Raw genomic sequence first — 15163 nt, forward strand, 5'->3', positions numbered from 1 at the left:
TCGTCTCCTACTATTTGCCGGGCTTTATGATGGAGCAGGTTCCGTCCGAGCGCTTTGTGATGACGGTTCCGTCTGGTCGCGTTACGCTCGCGCTCGAGTAACTGTTGACGCTGCCGGACCCGGCTGAGGAGGTTGACGCAGAAGAGGAACTCGTCGAACCGCCCCGGCTTGTCGTTGACGCCGTTACCTGGCCATTTCCGGCGGTCACTGTGGTTGACATACCGGTCGACCCAGAGTGTTCCTCAGTCAAGGTGCAGCTGGTACCGTCGGCTAGTTTGATTTCTTCGGCGGCAGCGCAGCTTGCGGTGACCATAGCCGCGGTCGCGATAAGAGTTCTGAATGTAGAAGTCATCTTGGTGCCTCCAACGGAGATGGCCGGCGTCCAAAGGCGCCGGCCGTTGCAGTTAGCAGGAGTGGCTGGTACCGTTTTTCTTCATCTGACCGGGCGCGCAGCCTTTCTTACCGTTGTTGTCATGGGAAGAGCCTGCTTGGCTCGAGCCGGTGCCGACGGAGCTTCCGCTCTCCCCGTTGCCGGCCGACGAGCTCCCTGTGCCGACGGACGAAGCGGAACCTGCATCGCCCGTGCCCGTAGCGGACCCGCCGGTTCCAACCGAGCTACTGGACGCTCCCTCACCAGCAGACGAACCGCCGGTGCCCACCGTCGAAGACGATCCGGAACCAGATCCAGCCGAAGAGCCACCCGTACCGACGGTGCTACTTGATGTTCCGCCGCCGGCAGATGAACCGCCGGTTCCCACTGTCGAGGAGCTTCCAGACGGGCAGTTGGCCGAGCCCGCCGGACAATCACCGCCTGTCGAACTTCCGCCGGTCCCAACCGTGCTGCTCGAAGTTCCTCCGCCAGCCGATGAGCCGCCCGTACCGACGGTACTGGACGATTGGGCAAAAGCGGTGCTTGCAAGCAGGGCTGCCGCGAAGGCGATGCTGGTTGTCTTGAACATGTAGGTTTCCTCCATTGAATGTCGAAGCGAAAGCCTTGTCGATGAGACTTGAGGCTGCCAGACAAACCACCATCAATGCAGGCTGTTCCTGACCACGGACCTCAGTCTAATGCCGATCCGGACCTTAGTCTGACATCGCGATTTGCGTTGTTTCAACCGCGGCTCTGACGGCTGGTCTCTGCTACGTGACGGAGCTTGAGCTTCAACGCCGGTCAATGATGCCGCTGGCCAGCAAGGATGGATTGTATCGTAATCGGAAACTGTCGCCCTTGGGAGGCATAGCCAACTTTCTCTCTTTGATGGAAGTGATCCGGGTAACCACCACGCTGCTCACGGTTTCCATCACTCGCGGGGTTCCAGTGCAGGAGACGTCGAGCCGAGTGCTACCAACGGCGCCGACACGCGTTCCTTGAAGACAGGAATTGACGAGATCGGGAAGGCCCGGTCGGGGATTTATGGCGCGATAAGCCCTTGCGCACGGCTCTCAATGGCGGTCCGCTCGGTTTACCCTTTGAAAAAGTTAGCAAAGAGTTCACTATGCAGGCGCAGTATCGAACGTAAAAAAGGCGCTAGCAATCCATTTCCAAGGGGTCCGCAGCCAATGACCGATGTTTGCGCTGAACTGAGCATTCCGCCCGTCCGGTAGTCGGGGAATTTCTCTTCCATCGGTCGATCACGCAATTACTGATAACAGAACCGGGCCCCCTCGCCGACATTTGCGCGGGCAAGCTCAATTATTCAAACAGTCTTTGCCGATCCGCATCCAATCTCGATTGATTTTCCCACAGCAGGATCATCCTCGTCTTCGACGCTGACGATCCGCTCGTAAGCAATCTCCTGGCCTGGGGCCATAGTGCCGCTCCTGGAGCCAGAGCCACAGGTCGTGAAATCCACCCGAATGAGACCACCTAGATAAGATCATCGACGAGGAACCTCAGGCCGCAACCTGAAACGGGCTTCCCAAGCCGTGTCTTCAATGTGGACCAGCGCCGCCATTTGCCAATTCCTGTCAGTCATGTTCCCCATGCTCTTGCCATGCGGTGTCAAGGAAGCTGGCCTGCTTGGGAGCGCTTGGGTGTCGAGAGAAACCGAGGGTGCTTGGGGATTGTCGTAGGTCGGGGTATTCATTCTCGTAATTTTTGATATAGTCCAAGCTGTTGTGGGGAGTAGGCGTTATGAAGAGTCTGGTGCCTGAAGCTTTCTATTGGGCTCGTTCCGAGGAGCACACCGGGGGAAGACAACAATCGTCCAAGTCTCGACGGTTTTTGGCGACGATCCGGATTTCTGGACCCTAGCGATTCCCGGTTCCGAAGAGCATTACATGACAAGTGATTTCGACATCATTGCGCTTGTCGAGCCACTTGAAGGACATTCTCTTCGGCAAGCTGCTGAGTAGTTTTTGTTTCGGACCGCCCGCGCATGCAATGGACTTTTTGGGGCCGTTAGAGTGCTCCTGTCGGCTCCAGCCGGACAGCATTAGCCATCATCAATATCCGAGTCACCATCCGTCCGATGGTGGCTATCCGGTTGCATTTTTTTGGATTGTGAGCGACCGGATAGCCGCCGCCAATGTCCTGACGCCTGTCAGGTGGGCCCTCTCGATATCGGATTCTATTTATAACGGTCGAAAGCGGTCGTGTATGTCACGAGCGGGTCCGCGTCTTCCCACCCGTAAACCTCCGCGCGGAGATAATTGATCTCCTCTTGCACAGCCTGTTCGTCGACTTCGGTCCACCATGACTTCGGCCCGCCATCACTTCCGTCAGACCATTTGTAGCCACGCTTCTTCAATTGATCCTTCATCTCGAACGGACTGTGTTCAGCAATGATACGCGCGCGCTGGCGCTGGCTCGACCGGTAAAGTTCCGAAAAAGGCGAACTGTCGCTTTCACCGTGACCACGATCAAGGATCTCCAGCAGCGCGAAGCAGTCGTCGACCGCTCGATGAGCCTCGTGAAAGTAGCCCGCCTGCCCGATCAGGTATCCGAGCTTGGTACCATCGAAACCGCGGGCAGCCCAATCAATCTCCGACACCGAACAGGCCCAGGCCTTTCGGTGGAATACAGGCGAAAAAGCTTCCAGAAATGGCCTGTCGAACGCCGCAAAGTGCGCAATGATTAGATCCGCGGGCTCGATCAGCGATCGCAGTCGATGGGGGTCGACAATGTGGCCGGCCACCATGTCGTTAGTAATTCCGGTGAGCCGGGTGATTTCGTTCGGGATCGGCTTCGTCGGCTGGTGCAATGCACCGTAGACGTCAGTGACGTCGCCGATTGCTCCGAGCGCGTCAAATGAAAAGCTGACGATGCCAATTTCTATCACTTCGTCTTCGCGATGGTTAAGCCCAGTCGTCTCGGCATCAACGATGACGCCCCTCATAGGAAAGCCCGCTCGTGGATCCGGCGCTATCGGTCTCGGCTCTAGCTTACTGCGGACGCGATAGCGACCAGTCGCCTCCAGTTGGCGAACCAGTTCGTCATGGCTAGTAGCGGGGGCCCGATTCACTGCCCGCCGCCGCCGCGGGCCAAGCGCGGAAGCCTCGCTTTCATCTGGAAAAAAATCGAACTGCTGCATCACTCGTCTGTCTTGGATCCATTGCCGAGAACGAGCCATAATCGATTCCGTGGCTCAGTTCAGGGGAAATAGCTGACGGGTTAGCACATAGACCGGACGGCAGAGACGCTCAGGCATGGCCACAGTGGCAGGGAGCGAGACAAGCGCGCGCGAGCTGCCGCCCGTTCGACATCAGCGGCAAGAGCGAAGATTTTGTCGACACGGATCGACTGAGCCAGATGGAGATCAACCAAGACGCAGTGAGGGCCAGGGGCGCTGTCCTTTTTCCTAGGGCGAAATAACGTTTAGTATGGCGTGGATGGAAAGGAAGACGATAGGGTAGTCATTTCTGTCAGCTCCCTGCCATGCGACGCCTTTGAACGAGGCTAGCGACCGGCTTGGGAATCCTCGGGAATGGCCGCAATTGCAGCTTGACTTAGTCAGCGAGCACCGGACCAGGTGAAGGACCACCCAATATTTCAAACCAGGCGTTTTCGGGCATGCCGTAGAAGTCGCCGGCCAGCGTTTCCAGGCCCGGTCGGTCGTTGATAAAAATATTGCCACGATTGGCTCGGACCAATCTTTCTCCCTCCAGGAGATGCAGGGCTATCGTGACGCCTGGACGGTGAGCGGCAACTTGGCGCGCAAGCTCTTCATGGGTTATGGGGATGCTGTCGCCATCCAAGCGATCATGTAGCATAAGCAGCACACGGGCAATATTTTGTGGGATGTCACCTTGGCGCCCGCTCATCGCAATCATTCCCATCTGCACGTGGCGCCATTCAAGATAACGGCAAATGCGGTCTCGAAACCGTGCGCTCTTGCGTGAAAATGCGATGAAGTCAGGAGCAGCGATCTCGTATCCCGATCCTTCAATGCGAACTTTGACCGGCATGTAAGTGGTAAAGACACCGTGGAGCAATTGGGCGCCGATCATGCCCTCCCGTCCGATCATTGCAACTTCAACGTCCAGTCCGGGACGATCCTGGGCGAGAATCGACACGACGCCGTCTTCGATGAAGATGACGTTGTCCACATGATCTTGCGCCCTCAACAGAAGGTCGTGGCGGGCAAGCTTCCTGCGCTTTAGAAGAGGAGCGAGCGCTAGCCTATCCTCCGCTGGCAAGAGCGCCAGTAGCTTGTTTTGAAAAATCGAAAGCATCGATAGAATATGAAACTGCGTTTGAGTCGCCGCCACCCATTGTACGTTTTTGTACATCAGCCCGAAGAAGCCCTTCGATCCCCTCTATTTTCACAGCCGTCTCCATGACGGTGGGCCGGCTCATGGTTCGGCGATACCTGCTGACGGTTTCTTCGGAACAAACTGGCCGATCTACGCCATCGGGGCGTTCAGTGGTGGCGGTAAGCACCGCCTTGATACGCCTCCGTGCCTCGCTACTAGAAGGTCTTATTGCCAAGCGTTGTGACAACAAAATTACGCAGCGGGGCGTCACCACGTGGCGTCCCTTCCCCGGTCGTCTTGCAAAAGCTAATCAGGCCGAGCTCGTCAAGCCGATAGCGAATTTCGCGTGCGCGGTGGTTTCGCCAGCCGGTTCGTCGGTCTTCTTAAAGCCGCGTTTCGATTGGTATCAAATAGGTTGTCCAGCATGGCTATTCCTATCGCGGTGGAGGTTCAAAATGCCCCAGATACCGTCAAGGTCCCCACAACGAGAACTGGTAGCTTGTCCGGCGACGGTCGGCAACTCTTCGACTACACCGACCGACCAATTTGCCTAAGATAGGCAATGACGGCATCCTTGTGCATCGTCAAATCGATTCCGCGTGCCGGGTCGCGCGCATCCAGCAAGCCTGAAGCGTCGGCAGGATCTAGAATGAGGATCACGTTATTTTCCGTGACGTCCACGGCAAACCCTTCGCGCAAGAGGCGGTCGACATATGTTGTCACGCTATCGTCAGCCATCTGATCCTCCATACTGCTTGCAGCGCTTCTGAAATGAACAAGGGAGCAGGATGTTCCGTGCCGGACCCCTCATTGGGGATCCTGTCTCAAGGCGATGCGATCGTCCAAGTCAAGACCACGGTTAACGAGCACGTTCGTGGCGGCAAGCATCTGGCTATCAGCGCGGCTTGTCTCTACGCACGTGCCGTACCGCAAGGCCGCGAGGATCAATGGACCCGGGTGTCGGCCTTGACGATAAGCGCAGCACGCAGCGCAGCTTTGATGAACGCCTTGCGAGCCTTGCCGGCCTTCGCCTCGCTCCGTTGGGAAGCGAGGCAGGCTACGAGTGCTGTGCGCCACATCGCGTCGTCTGATGATCTCGGCCACCTTCTCGACAATAGGAGCTCCGCAAGATCTGTGACGGAGACCGCTTTGTGCCAGCGATCCGACCCGTCAAACCTGATCGCAATGCTTCTGATCTTGACCGGCGAGGAAACAAACATTTTTAACTTTCCTTTGTCGTAAGGCCTAGCCGGCTCAGAAGGAGATGGTTCCACCGCGTCAATGGGAACCCACCCTCAGCGGCGTCCGCTCCAGCTTGGCGACGATAGGACAGATCCTTTCGTCAACGTGTGGACTTTCACGCGACCGTGCGGCAACACAGCTCTCGACCGTACCTCGCATCAACGCATTGAGGATAGGATTTGCTCGGTCGAGGACACCTCGACTTGAACACTGAATCTTGAGCCGAGCAAATCGAGGGTTGAATCGTGAGTGTTGTCGGCTCCGCTGCAAACCGCGTCAGCCGGTATGATTACATGGTATCCAAGGTCCACAGCGCCAAGCACAGCTGCCAGAACACAGACGTCGGTTTCACCGCCGGTGATGACAACAGTGTCGACATGTTCGTGGGTCAGAATTTGGTGAAGATGACCGCTCACCCATGGCGAATATGTGGTCTTGGTGAAAACTCTTGCCGGCGGCACGAAGCATCCCAGTTCAGGCACGAGATTCAGCAGTTCGTCGGGAAGATTTTCACGTGTCATGCACTCCCATTTGGCATAGTACTCATGCCACCTTCCGGGCATCTGCGAACCGTGTTGCGGTGTTAAGAAGCGGGTGAAGACGGTTCGTTCAGCAAACCGTCCGGCCAGCTCGACAACTTGGCCAGAAATCTTTGCCATCCAAGGAACCTGCCATGGCGTCGGTTCCGCGAACATTCGCTGCATGTCGATGCACAAATGGACCCAAGTCACTAGCGTCCTCCGGTTTCCAACAGTGCCGAGTGGCCAGGAAAGGACGAACCATGATCCGTTGAGGAAGTTCCGTCGCGTCTTTTTTCGTGCGATTTTGGACAGAGGGCTTTTCGAAGACGATGAAATCGGAACTATCAGCTCACCTGATTGTTCAAGGGTTTCGACCTGCAGTTATTGGTCAATCCCACTCGGCGGGCACAGGCTACTAGCGTTCGCTTGCCTCCTCAAGAGTTTGTAAGTCCCGTCGTTTCTCGGCCCGGAGGTGCTTAGTGTCGCCTGAACAGAAATCCATCATCGAAGCCCTTGGTGTGCATGAACATTTCGATGCGGAACACGAGGTAATACGGAGATGTTCATTTCTGGAAGACTACTGCATAGCAGCGTCGCGTCGGTCATTCGTGCTTGGGATCAGCGGCGGCGTCGACTCACTGACGGCAGGTCTTCTGGCGCAAAAATCTGTCGCCAGGCTCAGGAGCGGCGGACATCAGGCGGAGTTTATCGCGGTTCGGCTCCCGTACGGCGATCAGGCCGATAAGTCCGACGCGCAGGCTTGTCTCTCGACTATTCAACCCGATCGCGTCATTACAATCGATGTCAAGCCGGCGTCAGACGCTATCATGAGTGAGATCAGTCGCAACGCTCCGGGGATCGTCGATGGCGATCGTTACCAGTTCCACCTGGGGAACATCAAAGCCCGTCAGCGTATGATCGCACAATATGCGTTGGCGGGCGCCACTCGCGGGCTTGTTATCGGCACCGATCATGCTGCGGAAGCTTTGATGGGGTTCTATACAAAGTTCGGCGATGGGGCCGCGGACGTGCTCCCCTTGGCTGGTCTTAACAAGCGTCGCGTTCGGGCACTCGCCAAGTTTTTGGGCGCACCGGAAAGCCTTGTCCTGAAAGTACCAACGGCCGATCTGGAATCGGACGCGCCGCTTAAGCCTGACGAAGATGCCTACGGGGTGACATACGACGAGATCGATGATTTTTTGGAAGGGCGAGAGATCAGCGTCACCTCTAGAAATCGCATGCTGGCAATGTATTATGCTTCGGGACACAAGCGGACGCTGCCAGCCACTCCGATCTGATTTTTCGTCAGCCTCTTTCCGCTCTGGTAGCGCCGCGCGGGCGCTATTCACCTTTATCTTGAGCAGCAACGAGCTGCTCGCTGATCAGGCTGACATGTGGGAGCTGAATTCCCGCAAACCGATGTCTTTGTCATCGGTGCAAACTTCAGCATGATTGCATCTCGCTGGGTTGCGGTTGGCTTCGATCGCTTGGAAAAGGCAGAGGCTTTCAAGCATAGATACGTGGATCGACCAGCCAGTGCGGAGTTTGAGTATAAGAGCGACAGGAGCAAGAGTGACTGAGCAATTGCCGCGCTAACTCAACGGATTGGGGTCAGCGCCTGCCATAGGGCGTTTTGGACCGCAGGATCCTGTTTGCCGATCGCGTCCATCAGCAAGCGCATCCGCTCACGCAGGCTGTGCACCTGGTCGACGAGCTCGATGACCACATCAACGCCGGCGTGATTGACGCCCATGCTTTCGATGAGATCGAGGATCAGACGCCCTCTCGCAAGGTCAACGTCCTCATAGGAACGGGCTTGCGAAGAACTGCCGGGGATAATCCATCGCTCCTCCACCCACATCTGAAGAGTTGAACTTTCGATTTGCAGGATACGACAGTACTCAAGATCGTTCATCGCCTCCTCCTATAAGCCCCTCGGGTTATGGGATTTACCAGCTTCCCACCGGGTCATGAAGTCCGTCAACTCTGCGTCCGGTGTCGCCGGCAGAGCGATTTTCAGGACGACATATTGGTCACCATGGCCACCGTGCTTGTTGGGAAACCCCTTGCCTTTGAGACGAAGCCTTCTGCCTGTACTGGAATATGGCGGAACCGTAACGGACACCGTCCCCGACAAGGTGGCGACTTCGACCTTTCCACCCAGAACGGCCTCCCGAAGGGAAATCGGCAGGTCAATCCTGACATCATCTCCCTCAAGAGAGAACTGGCGGTCAGGAAGAACGTGGATCTCGACGAGGGCGTCGCCCGCGGGTCCGTTATTGTACCCAGGGGCGCCCTTTCCCCGCAAGCGCAAGATCTGTCCGTCGCGAGCCCCTGCCGGGATTTTTAGCTCAAGGGTGCCGCCTTCTGGCAGGGAAACGGTGCGCTTGGCGCCATTGGCAGCCTCGCGAAGCTCGAGTTCCAGCCGGTAGTGCGTATTGTCTCCAGGGTACGGTGCGGTGCCCCTGCCCCCTGCCCCCGAAAAGAAGCTTGAGAAAATATCGTCCCGATCACCAAAATCGGCAAACCCACCGGGATTATGGTATCGAGAGCGGCTATGCTCCCCTGATGCATAGTCGCGATAGTAGCTACGTTTTCCCTGCTCGCCACCGGTCTCGTCGATTTCATGCCTATCGAACCTCGCACGCTTATCCTCATCCCCTAAGATCGCGTAGGCGGCGGAGGCTGCCTTGAACTTTTCTTCGGCTGACGCGTCACCCGGATTGAGGTCGGGATGCAGTTTTTTGGCGAGCTTTCGGTATGCGGACTGTATTTCCTTCTGCGTCGCGTCTTGTGAGACGCCGAGCGTTTCATAAGGATTTGCCATCAATCTTTGCCCTGCATCGTCATCGCCTAAGAAATAGTGCCGGTGACTTTTACCTGCAAGGCCTTCGGGGACGTCATCCCGGATGGCAAAATGGAAGTGTCCTCAGGCGCGTGGGCTGCGGAGGCCTTGGGCCGAACGGCCTGGAATCTGCGCGATCCTCGCAACGGCGCATCGGCGTCAGGCAGGAAGTCCTGCCTGGCCTTCAGGTCGTGATCTGCACGGACGAAATTGCCAGAGCATGGCACGGCGCCGACAATGGTCGGGGGACCACTCTTGGTCGTTGACAGTGTCGTAGAGCCAAAGAGGACGCCAATGCCGGGAAAGTCGCCAGCCGTGGATCGCAGCTTAGGCGCTGGTCCTCGTGCCACCCTGCCTACTCTTTAGCCATCTCACCACCCTGATTTCTTCCTCATCCATCCACTGCAGCAGCCGCGCGCTTCTAGTCGTCAGCTTTAGGACGTCTCCAAGCGTACCAGCTTGAAAGTCCTCAAACACCGCCGGATGAATATAGGATGAGCGGCAGACCGAACGGGTGTTCACAAGTTTGGCAGCAACCTGATCAACGGCATCGTTGAGTTGTCGTGCGAGCGCCCGCTTCGTTGTCGCAGCTTCCAGCGATGCCAGAACCTCCACCGCCATACAGGTTGCACCCCATGTTCGAAACTGACGGGAGCTAAAGTCGTCGCCGGTGATATCCCTGATGTATGCGTTGACGTCGTGTGAGGAGATTTGGCGGCATCCGCCTTGATCACATACATACTTAAACAGGTGTTGCCCTGGAAGCTCTTGCAGCTTTCTGACGACATTTGCAATCCGGCGATCACTATGGGCAAGGTTCCATTCCTTGCCGGATTTTCCCTTAAAACGAAACTTCACGCTTCCGCCCTCGACCTTCACATGACGGCTTCGTAGCGTGGTGAGCCCAAAGGAGTTATTCATCTGCGCATAGGCGGTATTTCCGATGCGGATGTACAGATTGTCGAGCATCCACACAACGGTTGCAAGCGCTTTGTCCATGTTTAGGCCGCGCGATCGAAGATCGAAATCAACCCTCTCGCGAAGATCGGGAAGGCGGCCGGCGAACGCGCCGAGCCGCTCGAATTTTGCTTTCCCACGTTCAGCATGCCACTCGGTATGGTACCGATACTGCCGTCGGCCTCGCGCATCTGTTCCGATCGCCTGCAGGTGGGAGAGCGGGTTGGTAGAGATGATGACGTTGGTATAAGCGGGAGGGATGGCCAACGCGTTTAGGCGCTCTATTTCGGAAGGTTCCGTTATCCGACGCCCGTCGGGTCGGTAATACAGAAATCCGCTGGCCCCAGGCTTTCGCGTGATACCGCTCTCCAGCCCTGGAATGTAGACAAGTCCGGAAGCTAGTTTCGCCTCCGCATCCATCGCATCGATCTTCGCAAACATCTCGTTCATTTCGCTCTAACTCGAATTGAAGTCTCCGGTTCCAGCTGGCGGGACAGATCGACGGCTCTGTTAAAGGAAAAGTCACGCTGACAGTTGTTGCAAATCCGATATCTCAAACAAATGGCGCAGCAAGGTCTCGGTAACCCGGTGCTGACCCGAGCGCGTTCCAGCGTCTTGGATTTAAGGCAGCATAGAATTGAAAGGTAAACTGCGCGCAGGCGGCCGCGCGCAGTACTTCTTTCTCAGGGGCTTCAGCCAGCTTTTTGAAGCTTGAGTTGAGCGATCCCAGCCGCGATATTGAGGCCGACGCCGCCCTCGGCACTGATTGGCTGCAAAGCGAAGTTCTTTGAGCTGCCACCGACCAGGGCGTTAGCGCCGAGACCGAGTCCGACCGACGCTCCGGCTGATGCTCCGACATACCTGCCGGCAAGCGCCCCGTCGCCGACACGCGTGGGCACGGTGTTGACGACCAGCCAGCTCAAATAACGCTTGCCGGTCACGCCCACGTCGACACCCAGCCTTCCAATCGTCCCGACATACCGTTCAATCTTGCCGGATCGCTGTTTGAAGGAGCACTCCAGTTTACGGTTCGAGCCGATGACCATGCCTATGCCTCCAGCCACCTCACACTGGAGCGTGCCGAGGCGTTCCTTCGGCTGATCAGCGACGACCTGTTTGACATGCTTTGAGCCGTGGTGTTGCCGCATTGTGGCAGCATCGGCCGAGCCTGCAAAAGCCATAGCGACCACTGCGGAAGCGAATAGAGCAGATTTCATTGTCATCTCCTTTTAGAAATAGTCCAGCCGCCTAACGCGCGACTTTGGTTTTGGTTCAGCCGGTTGGATGTGGAGAGGGTTCAACGGTGATGGCCTGAACCGGAACCTGCAGCGGTTCGTTTGCCGATGTGGCCGCGTGCGGCGGTGCGCGATTGATTTGCGCTCAATCGCACGAGGTTGCGCATCATCATGCGCGTGAACGGATCGGCGTGCCACCCTTCACGGGCGCGACGGCTATGCGAGCACAGGAACTGCCGCGGCAATGGATGGCGACAACGGCAGGACCGAATAAAAGCGTGCCGATCTCCATGTCTCGCTTGGGTCAGGGATTACGTGATTGGCTGTAGACAGACGCCGCTCTGCCATCTGGCCGGATCATGGACCCGTCTAAGCCCGGCTATCGCGAGTAAGGAGCACTGGACGACTGGTCTTATCGCTCTTCCAACGAAAAGCAGCCTGGACCGTGGTGCGGCCGGGCTGCTAAGTGAGACGCTGCGCCAGAACAAGCGCAGATGACGATTACTTCACGCCGAGCTTCTTACGCAGGTCTACATTTTCAGCCCGGAGCTTGTCGCCAAGTTGCTTGCGCAGCACCTGGTTCTCTTCTTCGAGTTTGAGCAAATCGGCCATCTCATCCGCAGAGGCGACAGGGCGGGCGGTCGCAGAGATCGTGCGCTTTCGTCCACCAATCTGGGTCGCTTCAGACTTGGGCTTACCCTTACGGCCGGCCGGCGCTGCCAAAGCTAAAGGATTATCCTCTGCAGCTTTGGCGGCTGATCTCTTTTTGCCGCGGCTGGTCGCGGCACTGCTGGTCTTCTCAGCTGGTGAGGACGTTGAAACCACCGCCGGCTTGCGAGGCGCGCGTTTCTTTTTTTGGGGAGTTGTTACGACTTCGGCAGTGGCCGGGTCTGACGCTGGGGCTGGATTTGTATCGTTAGCCATGGGTTTCTCCGTTTCAGGGCGAATTTGTTGTAGGATGTCCAATGGCAACGGTCGACAGGACTACCAGGACGCTCGGAAGTGTAGTTCGGGAAACTTGTCCGAGAACGACGTGTTTAGCGGAGCCACCCAAAATTGATTTCGGACCTCGCTTCGATCGTCTCGCTGGCATTCCCGCCGTTTAAGTAGCAGGAGATTGGGACAAAGAAGCTGACACTCGTCGTACGCCACGGGCTGCTAGGCGCGACCCTGCATCGCCTGCTTCATCATTAGTGTGTACTCATCCATGTGGGAGGTCTCATGCGCGTCTGGCCGGGTTAGCATTTGCGCATGTTTCGGATCGCCGCCCTCGGTATATTGGCGTTTCGGCTTGCTCGCGCTGGTCGAACCGGCGTCCCCGCAAGTTAATTTCTCGCGTGCCATCATCAAACTCCGTGCGTTTCAACCGAATTGATCACGAAACGGTGTAGCAACAAACTCGTTCCACGGACGCGATCGACGAATGCGTCAAGGGCGCTAATCGAATTCGTCATCGCAGCGAACGGTTCGGCTGTGACGGCTAAAGCCACGGCGGTCGACGGCGTTGACGAAAAGTTAAATGATCACTTGCACACGTCGAAGCAGGAAAGGCAGCAACATCAGCTGGCAACGAGCATGATTATCGATACAGCTGGCTCCAATCGTCTAAACAAAAGTCGCCGGCACAAGGGCCGGCGACTAGAAAGTCCTGGAGCTTTTACCAGGTCTGACGGCCATACCAGGCGTCAACGTCCTTGTTGGCACGATCCTTCTCGTAACCATAGCGTTCCTGGATCTTACCTTCGAGCTGGTTGCGCTTTCCATCGATTACGTCAAGATCATCGTCAGTAAGTTTTCCCCACTGTTCCTTGACCTTGCCCTTCATCTGCTTCCAATTGCCTTCGACGCGGTTCCAATCCATCGGTGTTTTCTCCTTCTATGTTAGGACGAAACGCGATGGACGCGCGCTCGTTCCAGCCGCTGATGTTGATTTTCGAAATTGACCATGGCACTGGCAGTGTCGGGAACGGCCAAACTTCCGGTTGCATGCCCATGGGCCCCTCGACCATGGCTCAGCCGGCCCCACAATCTTCTAGCCCCTGCGGCTCACAAGCCTGGCCAGCATGGCGGTTATGATAACGCTCGCTGCAACCCACGCCAGGGAACGGCCATTTTCCCGTTCGTCCACCGCATTTCTTCGCAGATGTCCAAAGGATAGTTGCTCGCGGAGATCTGCGACTTCCTTACGAAGCCATGCGAGCTCTTTACGGGCGGCGCGAAAAACCTCGTCGTCGTCGTCTTCCAAGACGCTCGGGCCACCATCATCCTCCAGTTCCTCGAGATATTGTTCCAGTTCCGCGCGAGACGAGAACCCCTTGGCTCTAATGTCGGTCATGATCGTTTTCCTGTCGCAAGGTTTGAGGGTTTGCAGGGTTAAACGCTGATTGCTTGAAAAAGATGCACCACCTCAGGGCTGCAGAACTGGCAGGGCTGCCAACACGCAACGCCGCTTGGAGAGCCCCACAACCGGAGATATGTCCAGACCATCCTTGCCTGCCATGATTCCTGCCCCATCTAGGAGTCTCGAACAGTAGGAGCCGGGTCATGACTTGCCGCGAAGCGCTGACCGGGAAGCGTATTCTCCTGGTTGAAGACGATTATTACATGGTGAGCGAGTTAGCACAGCGTCTCGCGGCGATGGATGTCATCGTCGCTGCGAAATGCCCAGGTGTTGCAGAGGCTCTGGGGGCGATCGCGGCGTCAACTGACCTCGGTGCCGCTATATTGGACATCAATCTGTCGGGCGAGATGGTCTTCCCCGTAGCAGACAGGCTGGAGCGGCTCGGCATCCCTTTCATTTTCGCCACCGGCTACGACCCGGATGTCTTACCCGATCGCCACGCTGACAAAATTGTGTTGCGCAAACCCGTCGAGGTCGAGAGTTTGGCGCTTGTCTTGTCGGACGTTGCGCGTCAAAGAACCGTCTCGATCGAGGAGGCACTACAAAACGATCTTCTCGCCCTTCTTCCCGCACACACTCTGAAGGAACTTTTGCCGCTCCTGAGCAGGATGAGCGTGCCAAGGGGGCTGTTCTTGAAGTTGCCCATCAGACGATCAGCCGCGTCTACTTCCCGCTCGATTGTGTCGGTTCGCTCATCGCCGTCGGAGCGGTGACGCCAGGATTGAAACAGGGCTCATCGGCAGGGAGGGGATGACAGGCTTCGGGATCGCGCTCGGCGATGAGCGCACGCCGCACGAACTTGTCAATCAGATTGAAGGCTTTGCTCTCGCCATAGCCGCCGACGATTTCAAGCTCGTGCTGAAGGACGCTCCCGAACTCGATCTTCTTGCAGGTCGGTTTGCACGATGCCTTGGCATACAAGTGAGCCATACCGCTCTCGCCAACGGCAGGTTCGACATCCGCACGCGGCTTGCCCGATGGCTGCTGATGGTGGACGACCGTACGTCCAAGAGCGGCTTTGACCTCACTCACGAATATCTCTCCATCATGCTTGGCGCCAGAAGGCCATCAGTGACGGAAGCAATTCACGTATTAGAAGGAGAAAGGCTCATACGATCCACTCGAAGTCACCTCGAAATCCGCGATCGACCAAAATTGCTTCAGTTCGCAGGCGAGTCCTATGGCACTCCGGAAGCGGAGTATCGCCGCCTCATGTCATTGCCGATCGTCGCAAAACCGCTGGCCCGACTCGCCGCTGTCGGTTGAC

17 protein-coding genes and 1 pseudogene are annotated in these 15163 nt (G+C 56.9%); 5 read left to right on the forward strand and 13 right to left on the reverse strand.

Translation table 11 applies throughout. The features are described 5' to 3' along the window. Positions 1 to 10: 10 nt before the first annotated feature. Entirely contained in the window at positions 11 to 313 is a 303-nt protein-coding gene (locus tag F2982_RS31850; RefSeq protein WP_246777763.1) for a hypothetical protein, read from the reverse strand. Between the two features lie 91 nt (positions 314 to 404). Then, on the reverse strand, positions 405 to 959 hold the full coding sequence (locus F2982_RS31855) for a hypothetical protein (protein WP_246777749.1): 555 nt from the start codon (positions 957 to 959) through the stop codon (positions 405 to 407). Positions 960 to 2134: 1175 nt separating this feature from the next. On the opposite strand from F2982_RS31855, the pseudogene F2982_RS31860 reads away from it, so the two are divergent. Next, positions 2135 to 2355: pseudogene (locus tag F2982_RS31860) on the forward strand (hypothetical protein). Positions 2356 to 2570: 215 nt separating this feature from the next. On the opposite strand, the gene F2982_RS29280 reads toward F2982_RS31860, so the two are convergent. The 3 genes from F2982_RS29280 to F2982_RS31865 form a co-directional block, all read right to left on the reverse strand. Then, entirely contained in the window at positions 2571 to 3533 is a 963-nt protein-coding gene (locus F2982_RS29280) for a 3'-5' exonuclease (protein WP_203431565.1), read from the reverse strand. Positions 3534 to 3948: 415 nt separating this feature from the next. Then, entirely contained in the window at positions 3949 to 4731 is a 783-nt protein-coding gene (locus F2982_RS29285) for a Crp/Fnr family transcriptional regulator (RefSeq protein ID WP_203431566.1), read from the reverse strand. 492 nt (positions 4732 to 5223) lie between these two features. Further along, positions 5224 to 5433 carry a hypothetical protein gene (locus F2982_RS31865; RefSeq protein WP_246777750.1) on the reverse strand — a complete coding sequence of 70 codons (210 nt, stop codon included), beginning with the start codon at positions 5431 to 5433 and terminating at the stop codon, positions 5224 to 5226. Positions 5434 to 5466: 33 nt separating this feature from the next. On the opposite strand from F2982_RS31865, the gene F2982_RS31870 reads away from it, so the two are divergent. Continuing rightward, complete coding sequence (locus F2982_RS31870; protein WP_246777751.1) at positions 5467 to 5937, forward strand: hypothetical protein; 471 nt, start codon at positions 5467 to 5469, stop codon at positions 5935 to 5937. A 158-nt stretch (positions 5938 to 6095) separates the two neighbouring features. Here the strand turns inward: F2982_RS31870 and F2982_RS29300 are convergent, their stop codons facing one another. Continuing rightward, on the reverse strand, positions 6096 to 6641 hold the full coding sequence (locus tag F2982_RS29300; protein ID WP_112716057.1) for an isochorismatase family cysteine hydrolase: 546 nt from the start codon (positions 6639 to 6641) through the stop codon (positions 6096 to 6098). Between the two features lie 296 nt (positions 6642 to 6937). On the opposite strand from F2982_RS29300, the gene nadE reads away from it, so the two are divergent. Continuing rightward, positions 6938 to 7756, forward strand: coding sequence for an ammonia-dependent NAD(+) synthetase (gene nadE, locus F2982_RS29305; RefSeq protein ID WP_203431567.1), 819 nt, complete (start codon positions 6938 to 6940; stop codon positions 7754 to 7756). A gap of 299 nt (positions 7757 to 8055) precedes the next feature. Here nadE and F2982_RS29310 read toward each other — a convergent pair whose 3' ends face one another. The 7 genes from F2982_RS29310 to F2982_RS29340 form a co-directional block, all read right to left on the reverse strand. Further along, complete coding sequence (locus F2982_RS29310; protein ID WP_199629675.1) at positions 8056 to 8373, reverse strand: chaperone modulator CbpM; 318 nt, start codon at positions 8371 to 8373, stop codon at positions 8056 to 8058. Positions 8374 to 8382: 9 nt separating this feature from the next. Then, positions 8383 to 9288 carry a J domain-containing protein gene (locus F2982_RS29315; RefSeq protein WP_203431568.1) on the reverse strand — a complete coding sequence of 302 codons (906 nt, stop codon included), beginning with the start codon at positions 9286 to 9288 and terminating at the stop codon, positions 8383 to 8385. Positions 9289 to 9630: 342 nt separating this feature from the next. Then, positions 9631 to 10710: a DNA topoisomerase IB gene (locus tag F2982_RS29320; protein ID WP_203431569.1), complete on the reverse strand. Its 1080-nt coding sequence runs from the start codon at positions 10708 to 10710 to the stop codon at positions 9631 to 9633. 242 nt (positions 10711 to 10952) lie between these two features. After that, on the reverse strand, positions 10953 to 11477 hold the full coding sequence (locus tag F2982_RS29325; protein WP_203431570.1) for a DUF992 domain-containing protein: 525 nt from the start codon (positions 11475 to 11477) through the stop codon (positions 10953 to 10955). Between the two features lie 519 nt (positions 11478 to 11996). Beyond that, on the reverse strand, positions 11997 to 12419 hold the full coding sequence (locus F2982_RS29330; protein WP_203431571.1) for a hypothetical protein: 423 nt from the start codon (positions 12417 to 12419) through the stop codon (positions 11997 to 11999). A 733-nt stretch (positions 12420 to 13152) separates the two neighbouring features. Continuing rightward, positions 13153 to 13356: a CsbD family protein gene (locus F2982_RS29335; protein ID WP_203431572.1), complete on the reverse strand. Its 204-nt coding sequence runs from the start codon at positions 13354 to 13356 to the stop codon at positions 13153 to 13155. 171 nt (positions 13357 to 13527) lie between these two features. Further along, positions 13528 to 13830, reverse strand: coding sequence for a hypothetical protein (locus tag F2982_RS29340; protein ID WP_203431573.1), 303 nt, complete (start codon positions 13828 to 13830; stop codon positions 13528 to 13530). 209 nt (positions 13831 to 14039) lie between these two features. Here F2982_RS29340 and F2982_RS29345 point away from each other — a divergent pair, with 209 nt between their 5' ends. Next, positions 14040 to 14609 carry a hypothetical protein gene (locus F2982_RS29345; RefSeq protein WP_203431574.1) on the forward strand — a complete coding sequence of 190 codons (570 nt, stop codon included), beginning with the start codon at positions 14040 to 14042 and terminating at the stop codon, positions 14607 to 14609. A 37-nt stretch (positions 14610 to 14646) separates the two neighbouring features. Next, positions 14647 to 15162 (forward strand): helix-turn-helix domain-containing protein, encoded by a 516-nt coding sequence (locus tag F2982_RS29350; protein ID WP_203431575.1) that lies wholly within the window; start codon positions 14647 to 14649, stop codon positions 15160 to 15162. The last annotated feature ends 1 nt before the right edge of the window (position 15163 follow it).

The organism is Rhizobium sp. BG4 (assembly GCF_016864575.1).
Taxonomy (GTDB): Bacteria; Pseudomonadota; Alphaproteobacteria; order Rhizobiales; family Rhizobiaceae; genus Rhizobium.

Coding starts and splice junctions, on each gene's coding strand:
- F2982_RS29310 (WP_199629675.1), bottom strand. CDS start 8,373: ATGAACGATCTTGAGTACTGTCGTATCCTGCAAATCGAAAGTTCAACT.
- F2982_RS29340 (WP_203431573.1), bottom strand. CDS start 13,830: ATGACCGACATTAGAGCCAAGGGGTTCTCGTCTCGCGCGGAACTGGAA.
- F2982_RS29320 (WP_203431569.1), bottom strand. CDS start 10,710: ATGAACGAGATGTTTGCGAAGATCGATGCGATGGATGCGGAGGCGAAA.
- F2982_RS29300 (WP_112716057.1), bottom strand. CDS start 6,641: ATGCAGCGAATGTTCGCGGAACCGACGCCATGGCAGGTTCCTTGGATG.
- F2982_RS29335 (WP_203431572.1), bottom strand. CDS start 13,356: ATGGATTGGAACCGCGTCGAAGGCAATTGGAAGCAGATGAAGGGCAAG.
- F2982_RS31865 (WP_246777750.1), bottom strand. CDS start 5,433: ATGGCTGACGATAGCGTGACAACATATGTCGACCGCCTCTTGCGCGAA.
- F2982_RS29350 (WP_203431575.1), top strand. CDS start 14,647: ATGACAGGCTTCGGGATCGCGCTCGGCGATGAGCGCACGCCGCACGAA.
- F2982_RS29280 (WP_203431565.1), bottom strand. CDS start 3,533: ATGCAGCAGTTCGATTTTTTTCCAGATGAAAGCGAGGCTTCCGCGCTT.
- F2982_RS29325 (WP_203431570.1), bottom strand. CDS start 11,477: ATGAAATCTGCTCTATTCGCTTCCGCAGTGGTCGCTATGGCTTTTGCA.
- F2982_RS31870 (WP_246777751.1), top strand. CDS start 5,467: ATGAACAAGGGAGCAGGATGTTCCGTGCCGGACCCCTCATTGGGGATC.
- F2982_RS29330 (WP_203431571.1), bottom strand. CDS start 12,419: ATGGCTAACGATACAAATCCAGCCCCAGCGTCAGACCCGGCCACTGCC.
- F2982_RS29345 (WP_203431574.1), top strand. CDS start 14,040: ATGACTTGCCGCGAAGCGCTGACCGGGAAGCGTATTCTCCTGGTTGAA.
- F2982_RS31855 (WP_246777749.1), bottom strand. CDS start 959: ATGTTCAAGACAACCAGCATCGCCTTCGCGGCAGCCCTGCTTGCAAGC.
- F2982_RS31850 (WP_246777763.1), bottom strand. CDS start 313: ATGGTCACCGCAAGCTGCGCTGCCGCCGAAGAAATCAAACTAGCCGAC.
- F2982_RS29285 (WP_203431566.1), bottom strand. CDS start 4,731: ATGTACAAAAACGTACAATGGGTGGCGGCGACTCAAACGCAGTTTCAT.